This window comes from uncultured Acetatifactor sp., from assembly GCF_948601915.1.
Taxonomy (GTDB): Bacteria; Bacillota; Clostridia; order Lachnospirales; family Lachnospiraceae; genus Acetatifactor.
The window spans coordinates 2,490-11,544 of the sequence record NZ_CAPDXS010000157.1 but is presented as its reverse complement, the minus strand read 5'-3'; the positions used below and the strand labels follow the sequence as shown (position 1 = coordinate 11,544).

Sequence of the window (9,055 nt, the reverse complement as noted above, 5' to 3'; positions counted from 1 at the left end):
CCGATCTCGGCAAGTGAAATCGTTAAGCAGTATATTTCATAAAAAGGCGGCCGTTTTGCGGGAAATGGCCGCTTTTGCACGCAGTGATATTCTGTGAGGGACGCAGGGAGGGCATATGATTACAAGTTATTCCAATCCAAAGGCAAAACAGGTGGCGCTGTGGCAGGCCAATGCCAGAGAGCGGCGCAGCGCGGGCATTTTTCTGGCAGAGGGCTTTAAGATGTGCGAAGAGGCCCCCCGGGAGTCCGTGCGGGAGATTTATGTCACGCCCCAGGCGCTGGAGAAGAGCAGAGAGCAGCCACGGATTTCGGCAAAGCTGGAGCGGATTGGATACGAGACAGTGTCCGAGGAAGTGTTCCGGAAGATCTCCGACACCCAGACGCCCCAGGGAATCCTGTGCGTGGTGGAGCGGCCCAGGCATACCCTGGAACAGCTCCTCTCAGTGCCCGATCCCCTGCTGGTGGCGCTGGAGGATTTGCAGGATCCCGGCAATCTGGGCACCATCGTCAGGACAGGGGAGGGCGCGGGAGTCACCGGGATCGTCATGAGCCAGGGGACTGTGGACATCTATAATCCCAAGACGATCCGGGCCACCATGGGATCAATCTACAGAGTGCCCTTCGTCTATACGGAAGATCTGGGCCGGGCCGTGGGGCAGATGCGGGAGAGGGGAATGCGCGTCTATGCCGCCCATCTGGCCGGGGAACGTTATTATGACAGCTTTGACTTCAAAACGGGTACAGCCTTCCTGATCGGAAATGAGGCCAGGGGGCTTGGCGGGGAGCTCTCGAGACAGGCGGACGATTTGCTCAAGATTCCCATGGAGGGGCAGGTGGAGTCCCTGAACGCCGCTGTCAGCGCGGCTTTGCTGGTATATGAGGCCCATCGCCAGAGGATGAAATCCAGGTAAAATCCGGATAAAATGAAAAACTTGACATTTCCCGTAACATCTGTTATGATACTCGTAACAAATTTAATAACTTTGTAATAACTTTATGAAGAAAAAGGAATAATTCAACGCAAAGTATTAAGAATTTGTTTATGGAGGTAAAAAATCATGACAAGATGCAGAAAGCTGTTCACTACAGCGGCGGCAGTATTGATGTCATTATGCCTGGCCTTTGAGACAGGTATAGCCGCCCAAGCCAGCGAGGGGGCCAGCGTGGATAAGACCTGCGGCGGCGTGGCTGCGGTATTCAATCCGGGCTCCGGCAATTCGGTGGATGTGGTGAACGCTACGGCGAAGGAGCTGAACCTTGACCTGACGGCGGAAGAGGAGGAGCCCCGGGAAAGCAATCTGGTAATGGCCAATGTGCAGAACGCGCTGAACGTGAGGAGCGAAGCCAGCGAGGAATCCGACAAGGTGGGAATGCTGTACAAGGATTGCGGAGGCACGGTTTTAGAGCGCAGGGACGGATGGACCAAGCTGCAGTCCGGGAATATCATCGGCTGGGCGTCGGACGAGTTTCTGATTTTTGGTGACGAAGCCCTTGCCCTGGCCAACAGCGTGGGCAAGATGGTGGCGACGGTGGACACGGAGACCCTCCGGGTGAGGATGGAACCCAACACGGAGGCGGGCATCTGGGGCCTGCTGCCGGGAGGCGAGGTAGTTGAGGTGCTGAACCAGTACGATGACGGCTGGGTGTGCATCGATTTCGAGGGAGAGGACGGCTATGTGTCCACGGAATTCCTGGTGATCGACTTCGTCATCGACGCAGGGGAGACCATGGAGGAGATCGATGCCCGCATAGCTGCGGAGAAGGAGGCCTCAAGGCACAAGAACTTTGGCGAATACACCACGGACGCTGATACGACTCTGCTGCTGGCAGCTCTGATCTATTGCGAGGCAGGATCTGAGAGCTATGAGGGCAAGCTGGCGGTGGGCGCAGTGGTCATGAACCGTGTCAGGAGCGGGGCATACCCCAATTCCATTCACGGCGTGATATATGCTTCCGGCCAGTTCACGCCGGCCATGAACGGCAAGCTCAACAGCGTGTACGCGTCGGGCGGCTACAGCGCCGAGTGCGTCCAGGCGGCCCAGGAGGCCCTGGCAGGTGTGTCCAATGTAGGCGACCTGACCCACTTCCGCCGCAACAACGGACGGGAGGGCCTGGTGATCGGAAACCACGTATTCTATTGATGGCTGCCGAGGGTAAATAATTTCATATTTGGGGCAATATGCGCGGGCGGCGGGCTTTAGAGGCTTCGCCGCTCTTTTTTATATGTTAGGCGCAGGTAACGTGCAAAGAAATGGGTTGATAAAAAATGATTTTTATAGTAAACTGAGTTTAGGAACTAGGTGAAAAGGATTTAGAGAAAAAGGACAAGGGGAGGAAAATTGTATGGATATGGTGCTGATTTTCTGGATGGTCATATTGATTCTGTGCATCGTGATCGAAGTTCTGACCCTGGGGCTGACCACTATATGGTTCGCGGCGGGCGCGCTGGTAGCCATTTTCGCGGCTCTATTGTACGCGCCGATTTTTGTGCAGGTGATTCTGTTCCTGCTGGTCTCGCTGACATTATTGTTCTTCACCAGGCCCATCGCGGTGAAATACTTCAACCGGGACAGGGTGAAGACCAATGTGGAGAGCATGGTGGGCCGCCAGGCCATCGTCACCGGCGAGATCGACAATGTACAGGCCACAGGCCAGGTGACGGTGAGCGGCCAGGAGTGGAGCGCCAGGAGCTGGGACGACAAGGTGCGGATTCCGGCGGGGGCCGTGGTGGTCGTGGTAGCCATCAGCGGCGTCAAGCTGATCGTGCGGACAGAGCAGCGGATGGAAGCAGGCGCACCCGTCAAGGAGGAAGCGCCGCAGCCAATGGCAGCGTCTCCGGGAGAGGAGCAGGAAGCGCCGAAGGAGGAGACGCGGATTCCAGGCGGGGAACCACAGGTCCCGGAAGCCGGACCGGAGGAGAAGGAACCTGAAGTGGCGAAAACGGAGGAGTAGTTTTTATCCATCAATAAAATAAGCGCTGGACAAAGCGCGGAAAGAGGTAAAATTATGGGTATGGGAACAATAATGGGTTGGATTATGGGGATTTTGATTTTGGTGATCCTGGCGGTGCTGGTGTCCTGCCTGAAAATCGTGCCCCAGGCACAGGCCTATGTCATCGAGCGGCTGGGCGCTTACCAGGGCACATGGTCGGTGGGATTCCACATCAAGGTGCCTTTCCTGGACAAAGTGGCCAGAAAGGTGAACCTGAAGGAGCAGGTGGCGGACTTCCCGCCCCAGCCGGTGATTACCAAGGACAATGTCACCATGCGGATCGACACGGTGGTGTTCTACCAGATCACAGATCCCAAGCTGTTCACCTACGGCGTGGAGAATCCGATGATGGCCATCGAGAACCTGACGGCCACCACCCTGCGTAACATCATCGGCGACCTGGAGCTGGATCAGACACTGACGTCCCGCGAGACCATCAATACCAAGATGCGGGCGGCTCTGGACATCGCTACGGATCCCTGGGGCATCAAGGTGAACCGTGTGGAGCTGAAGAACATCATCCCTCCTGCCGAGATTCAGAACGCCATGGAGAAGCAGATGAAGGCGGAGCGCGAGAGGCGTGAGGCCGTGACCCGGGCGGAAGGCGAGAAGAAAGCGAAGATCCTGGAGGCCGAGGGCGCCAAGGAATCCGCCATCCTGCGTGCGGAGGCCGACAAGCAGTCCGCCATCCTGCGCGCGGAGGCCCAGAAGGAGAAGATGATCCGCGAGGCGGAAGGTGAGGCGGAAGCCATCCTGAAGGTACAGCAGGCCAATGCGGACGGTATCCGGATGCTGAAGGAGGCAGGGGCAGACGAGCCCGTACTGAAGATCAAGAGCCTGGAGGCCTTCGAGAAGGTGGCGGACGGCCAGGCCACCACAATCCTGCTTCCCGCGGAGCTGCAGGGCATCGCGAGCCTTGCTGCGGCGTGGAAAGAGGGCACGAAGAGCGGATCGTAAGGAATTGCTTTCACGATTCCTGAAAGTGTATATGGGGCGATACGATGCCATAAGACCGGCAGTCGGCTTCCGGAGCAATATCCGGAGGCCGGCTGTTTTGGGGTTGAAAAAGACATGATGTTGCGGTATATTTATTACGGAAGTTAGAAGCCGGAAGCTTTGGAGACGGATATATCGTTTTTACAAATCAGAGAGAAAAGGACAGGTTGAGAAGATGGATTTAAAGGGACGGGACTTTCTGAAGCTGTTGGATTTTACCACAGAGGAGATCGCATATCTGCTGGATCTGGCGGCGGATTTAAAGGAGAAGAAGAAAAAAGGGATTCCGGTGGACACCCTGCGGGGGAAGAACGTGGCGCTGATTTTCGAGAAGACCAGTACCCGCACCAGATGCGCCTTTGAGGTGGCGGCCCACGACTTGGGGATGGGGACGACCTATCTGGATCCTTCGGGCTCCCAGATCGGCAAGAAGGAGAGCATCGCGGACACGGCCAGGGTCCTGGCGGGCATGTTCGAGGGAATCGAATACCGGGGATTCGGGCAGGATATCGTGGAGGAGCTGGCGAAGTATGCCAATGTGCCTGTGTGGAACGGGCTTACCAATGAATTCCATCCTACCCAGATGCTGGCGGATTTCCTGACGATCAGGGAACACTTCGGTCATCTGGAGGGGATACGGCTGACCTATATGGGGGACGCCCGCTACAACATGGGCAATTCCCTGATGGTGGCCTGCGCCAAGATGGGGATGCACTTCACGGCCTGCACCACGGCGAAATACTTCCCGGAGGAGGGACTGGTGGCGCAGTGCAGGGAAATCGCCGCACAGACCGGAGGCAGCATCACGCTGACGGAGGACGTGGCTGCCGGGACGAAAGACAGGGATGTAGTCTATACGGACGTATGGGTGTCCATGGGAGAGCCGGATGAAGTCTGGGAGGAGCGCATCAGGGAGCTTTCCCCCTATCAGGTGAACCGTGCCGTTATGGAGAACGCGGGGGAAAAGGCCATATTCATGCACTGCCTGCCCGCTTTCCACGATCTGGATACCAAAATCGGCGCACAGATGGGTGAGCGCTTTGGCATCACGGAGATGGAGGTCACGGACGAGGTGTTCGAGTCCGGGCAGTCGCTGGTGTTCCGGGAGGCGGAGAACCGGATGCATACCATCAAGGCCGTGATGCTGGCCACGATAGGGGAATGAGGAGGCACAGTGCTGACTGGTACGCCGGTGCATGAATTCCCCAGTAATCAGTGCCTGATGTCCGCGCCAGGACAGGGCGGAGGAAACTGACGACAACGCAGGACTGGGGTGGACAGCCAGGGCTGACTGCTCAAGGGCTCATGCGCTGGGGAATGAGGATACCGGATTGAAGCCGGGAATGGGAATGGATGTTCAGAGATGAAAGCTAAGATATTGGCGTTATTGCGGGAGCGGGAGGACTATGTGTCGGGGCAGGAGCTGTGCCAGCGGTTCGGCGTCTCCCGCACCGCGGTGTGGAAAGCCATGGGACAATTGAAGAAAGAGGGCTATCAGATAGAAGCGGTGCAGAACCGTGGATATCGGCTGGCATCTAACCGTCAGGTCTATGGACGGCATGAGCTGGAGAGCCGCATGGACACCGCATGGGCCGGAAGGCCGGTGTGCTTCTATGAGGAGTTAGCCTCCACAAACCTCCAGGCCAAGCTGGACGCGGAGAACGGGGCCAGAGAGGGCACCCTGATCGTGGCGGATATGCAGACTGCCGGACGGGGGCGCAGGGGCAGGTCCTGGAGCAGCCCGCCGGGAACGAATGTGTACTTTACTTTGATATTGAAGCCGGATTTCCGCGTAGAGCTTGCATCCATGGTGACGCTGGTGATGGGGCTGGCAGTGGCGGAGGGGATACGGGAGACCTGCGGCCTGGAGGCCCGCATCAAGTGGCCCAATGACATCGTGGTGAACGGGAAAAAGGTCTGCGGGATATTAGCGGAGATGAGCACGGAGCGGGATTTCATCCACTATGTGGTCATGGGCGTAGGCATCAATGTGGCCAGGCAGGACTTTCCGCCGGAAATCGCCCAGACCGCGTCCTGCCTGGAGCAGGAGTGCGGACGCGCGGTATCCAGGGCGGAAATCATGGTCAACGTGATGAAGGCCTTTGAGACGTATTACGGGATATTCCGCGGGGACGGCAGCCTGGCGGGGCTTCTGGACAGGTATAACGGGATGCTTGCCGGAAAGGACGGCGAGGTGCGCATCCTGGACCCAAAGGGAGAATACCGGGGCATTTCCAGGGGCATCAACCCTGCGGGCGAGCTGCTGGTGGAGCGGGAGGACGGCACGGTGGAGCCTGTGTACGCCGGAGAGGTGTCCGTGCGGGGCATTTACGGGTATGTGTGAAGCGGGGGAAGGACTGCCGCGTCCGTGGGCCAGGGCCGGATTGTGGGGGCGCCCGGACCAGGGAGCCTGTCTCAGGATACGGAGAGGGAACCGGGATGCAGAGAGGAAACGAAAAGAGGGCGTCCCGGAGGAGGAGACAGATGGAGAGCGGGAATTTGGTGCTGTGCGCAGCCAATGCCTATGAGCAGAAATATTATTTCAATGAGCAGTTTAGCGGGATTCCGGAATCCATTCAGGAGGAGCTGCGCATCCTGTGCGTGCTGTTCACCCAGGAGGTAGGCGGCGTGTTCGCCATAGCCTTTGAGGAGGACGGCAGCGTGGTGCTGGAGACCAATGCCGATGACGACGACATCACCTATGACGAGGTCAGCAGCGGCCTGCTGGTGGGCGAGATGAGGAGGCGGCGGCAGGAGCTGTTCGAATCCCTGCAGCTTTATTACAGGGTGTTCATCCTGAAGGAGGATGTCTCGGGATATTTATCGTAGATTATGTGGAAAATGGCATAGATAGTGAGAGAAAGCGGGCAGGGTGAAGGAAATGGTGAGAATCGAGAAAGTAAATGGAAAAAATGTCTGGGAGCTCCTGGGGCTTCGCGTCAGGGAGGATCAGAAGAGCTTTGTGGCGGGCAATGACGTGAGCATCATCGAGGCCTACACGACGATCGCCGGAGGAGGATACGCGTTCCCCTTCGGCATTTATGATGACGACAAAGCCGTAGGCTTTCTGATGGTGGGATATGAAACGGATGAGTATTGGGAGAATCCGCCGGAGATTGCCCGGAAGAATTACAATCTGTGGCGGTTCATGATAGATGAGCGCTATCAGCACAGGGGATACGGACGGGAGGCCATGAAACTTGCGCTGGACTTCATACGGAGGAGGCCCTGCGGAGAGGCGCAGTACTGCTGGCTGTCCTACGAGCCGGAGAATGCGGTGGCCAGGGAGCTGTATCACTCCTTCGGATTCCGGGAGACCGGCGAGATGGACGGGGAAGAAGTGGTTGCGGTGATGGAGCTGTAGCTGCGCAGGCCCAACCGGTTTTGACCGCCATGGGCCAAAGCGTGCGCGCATGCAGAGGGACATAAAATGGGGCTCCGCTGGCTGCGGCCTACCGGTGCGGACAGTGGCGGTGTCTGCGAAAAGAGGCAGACAGGGAAGAGGGCATTATGATATTAGTGATAGATGTAGGCAATACGAATATGGCGCTGGGCGTGTACGAGAAGGAGTCGCTGCTTGCCACCTTCCGCATCATGACCAAGATGCCCAGGACTTCCGACGAGTACGGTGTCCTGATCACCCAGATACTGCTGAACCGGGGGATAGAGGCCGCCGACCTGGAGGGCTCCATCGTGGCCAGCGTGGTGCCGGACGTGATGCATTCCCTCATGGGGGCGCTGGTGCGCTATACGAAGACCCGCCCCATGAGCGTGGGGCCGGGCATGAAGACGGGCATCCGCATCGTCACCGAGGATCCCAGGGCCATCGGGGCGGACCGCATCGTGGACGCGGTGGCGGCCTATGAAAAGTACGGCGGTCCGGTGCTGGTGCTGGACTTCGGGACAGCCACCACCTATGACCTGATCACGGAGAAAGGGGAATTCGCCGCGGGCATCACGGCCCCGGGTCTGGGAATCAGCTCCGAGGCACTCTGGACCCAGGCGGCCAAGCTGCCCAAGATAGAGATTCGCAAGCCCAAGTCCATCCTGGCCCAGGAGACCATCAGCAGCATGCAGGCTGGGCTGGTGTACGGCCAGATCGGCCAGACGGAGTATATCATCAGGAAGGTGAAGGAAGAGAGCGGCCTGAAGAAGCTGAAGGTGGTGGCCACCGGAGGCCTGGGACGGCTCATTGCCCAGGAGACGGAGGCGATAGACATCTACGACAGCCACCTGACCATGGAGGGGCTGCGGATTCTCTATGAGAAGAACAGAAAGCCCGCAAGCTGACCGCAGGCAGTGAGCGCGCGTACATGGCATGGCATTGGGCGGCAGAAGTCCCGGAGCGCCTGAAAGCGGGCGATTGAAAACCGTGGATAATCGTGTAAAAGAGTAAAAGAGCCGTTTCTGCTTCGCTGCAACAGAGAACGTATGTTCTGAAAGCCTTGAAGAAATGCGGCAAACGGGAATGGATGCAGGGAGGACAGAGGATAAGGCGATGGGAAAGCTTACAATCGGCGATGTGACGCTGGACAATAACGTGATACTGGCCCCCATGGCAGGGGTGACGGACCTGCCCTTCCGCCTGCTGTGCCGCAGGATGGGAGCAGGGCTGGTGTGCATGGAGATGGTCAGCGCCAAGGCCATTTTTTATAACAACAAAAATACGGAGGAGCTTCTGGAGATCCATCCGGAGGAGGTCCCGGCCTCTCTGCAGCTCTTCGGCTCGGATCCGAAGATACTGGCGGATATGGCAAAGCGCATCCAGGAGCGCCCCTTCTCCATTTTGGACTTCAACATGGGATGCCCGGTGCCCAAGGTGGTGAACAACGGGGAGGGCTCGGCTCTGATGAAGGAGCCGAAGCTGGTGGAGGAGATTCTCTCTGCCTTAGTGCGGGCCGTAGACAAGCCTGTGACGGTGAAGATTCGGAAAGGCTTTGACGAGGCGAACTGCAATGCGGTGGAAATTGCCAGGATCGCGGAAAGCTGCGGCGTGGCGGCCATTGCGGTGCACGGGCGCACCAGGGAGCAGTATTACAGCGGCCGGGCGGACTGGGACGTCATCGCCC

At 58.0% G+C, this 9,055-nt stretch carries 9 protein-coding genes and 1 pseudogene (1 of these 10 running past the window's edge); all 10 read left to right on the top strand.

Annotated features, from left to right (window positions below):
- Nucleotides 1-115 precede the first annotated feature (115 nt).
- The gene (locus Q2B33_RS20430) at nt 116-910 is read left to right on the top strand and encodes an RNA methyltransferase (RefSeq protein WP_300773432.1); all 795 of its coding nucleotides are present in this window, start codon (nt 116-118) and stop codon (nt 908-910) included.
- Nucleotides 911-1,057: 147 nt separating this feature from the next.
- The gene (locus Q2B33_RS20425) at nt 1,058-2,140 is read left to right on the top strand and encodes a cell wall hydrolase (protein WP_300567706.1); all 1,083 of its coding nucleotides are present in this window, start codon (nt 1,058-1,060) and stop codon (nt 2,138-2,140) included.
- Between the two features lie 202 nt (nt 2,141-2,342).
- Nucleotides 2,343-2,951, top strand: coding sequence for an NfeD family protein (locus tag Q2B33_RS20420; protein ID WP_330684758.1), 609 nt, complete (start codon nt 2,343-2,345; stop codon nt 2,949-2,951).
- Between the two features lie 60 nt (nt 2,952-3,011).
- Nucleotides 3,012-3,947 (top strand): SPFH domain-containing protein, encoded by a 936-nt coding sequence (locus Q2B33_RS20415; RefSeq protein ID WP_300567709.1) that lies wholly within the window; start codon nt 3,012-3,014, stop codon nt 3,945-3,947.
- Between the two features lie 214 nt (nt 3,948-4,161).
- On the top strand, nt 4,162-5,151 hold the full coding sequence (gene argF / locus Q2B33_RS20410; RefSeq protein ID WP_300785108.1) for an ornithine carbamoyltransferase: 990 nt from the start codon (nt 4,162-4,164) through the stop codon (nt 5,149-5,151).
- 198 nt (nt 5,152-5,349) lie between these two features.
- A complete protein-coding gene (locus Q2B33_RS20405; protein WP_300785110.1) occupies nt 5,350-6,330 on the top strand; it encodes a biotin--[acetyl-CoA-carboxylase] ligase in 981 nt (326 codons plus the stop codon).
- A 140-nt stretch (nt 6,331-6,470) separates the two neighbouring features.
- A complete protein-coding gene (locus Q2B33_RS20400) occupies nt 6,471-6,815 on the top strand; it encodes a DUF6145 family protein (RefSeq protein WP_296463948.1) in 345 nt (114 codons plus the stop codon).
- A 52-nt stretch (nt 6,816-6,867) separates the two neighbouring features.
- Nucleotides 6,868-7,350 carry a GNAT family N-acetyltransferase gene (locus Q2B33_RS20395; RefSeq protein ID WP_296475040.1) on the top strand — a complete coding sequence of 161 codons (483 nt, stop codon included), beginning with the start codon at nt 6,868-6,870 and terminating at the stop codon, nt 7,348-7,350.
- Nucleotides 7,351-7,496: 146 nt separating this feature from the next.
- Nucleotides 7,497-8,276 (top strand): type III pantothenate kinase, encoded by a 780-nt coding sequence (locus tag Q2B33_RS20390; RefSeq protein ID WP_300773426.1) that lies wholly within the window; start codon nt 7,497-7,499, stop codon nt 8,274-8,276.
- Nucleotides 8,277-8,484: 208 nt separating this feature from the next.
- Nucleotides 8,485-9,055: pseudogene (dusB, locus tag Q2B33_RS24600) on the top strand (tRNA dihydrouridine synthase DusB) (it continues 402 nt past the right edge of the window).

Bases quoted from the DNA above. Each gene is read 5' to 3' on its own strand.
- Q2B33_RS20430 (WP_300773432.1), top strand. From the start codon at position 116: ATGATTACAAGTTATTCCAATCCAAAGGCAAAACAGGTGGCGCTGTGG.
- Q2B33_RS20425 (WP_300567706.1), top strand. From the start codon at position 1,058: ATGACAAGATGCAGAAAGCTGTTCACTACAGCGGCGGCAGTATTGATG.
- Q2B33_RS20420 (WP_330684758.1), top strand. From the start codon at position 2,343: ATGGATATGGTGCTGATTTTCTGGATGGTCATATTGATTCTGTGCATC.
- Q2B33_RS20415 (WP_300567709.1), top strand. From the start codon at position 3,012: ATGGGAACAATAATGGGTTGGATTATGGGGATTTTGATTTTGGTGATC.
- argF (WP_300785108.1), top strand. From the start codon at position 4,162: ATGGATTTAAAGGGACGGGACTTTCTGAAGCTGTTGGATTTTACCACA.
- Q2B33_RS20405 (WP_300785110.1), top strand. From the start codon at position 5,350: ATGAAAGCTAAGATATTGGCGTTATTGCGGGAGCGGGAGGACTATGTG.
- Q2B33_RS20400 (WP_296463948.1), top strand. From the start codon at position 6,471: ATGGAGAGCGGGAATTTGGTGCTGTGCGCAGCCAATGCCTATGAGCAG.
- Q2B33_RS20395 (WP_296475040.1), top strand. From the start codon at position 6,868: ATGGTGAGAATCGAGAAAGTAAATGGAAAAAATGTCTGGGAGCTCCTG.
- Q2B33_RS20390 (WP_300773426.1), top strand. From the start codon at position 7,497: ATGATATTAGTGATAGATGTAGGCAATACGAATATGGCGCTGGGCGTG.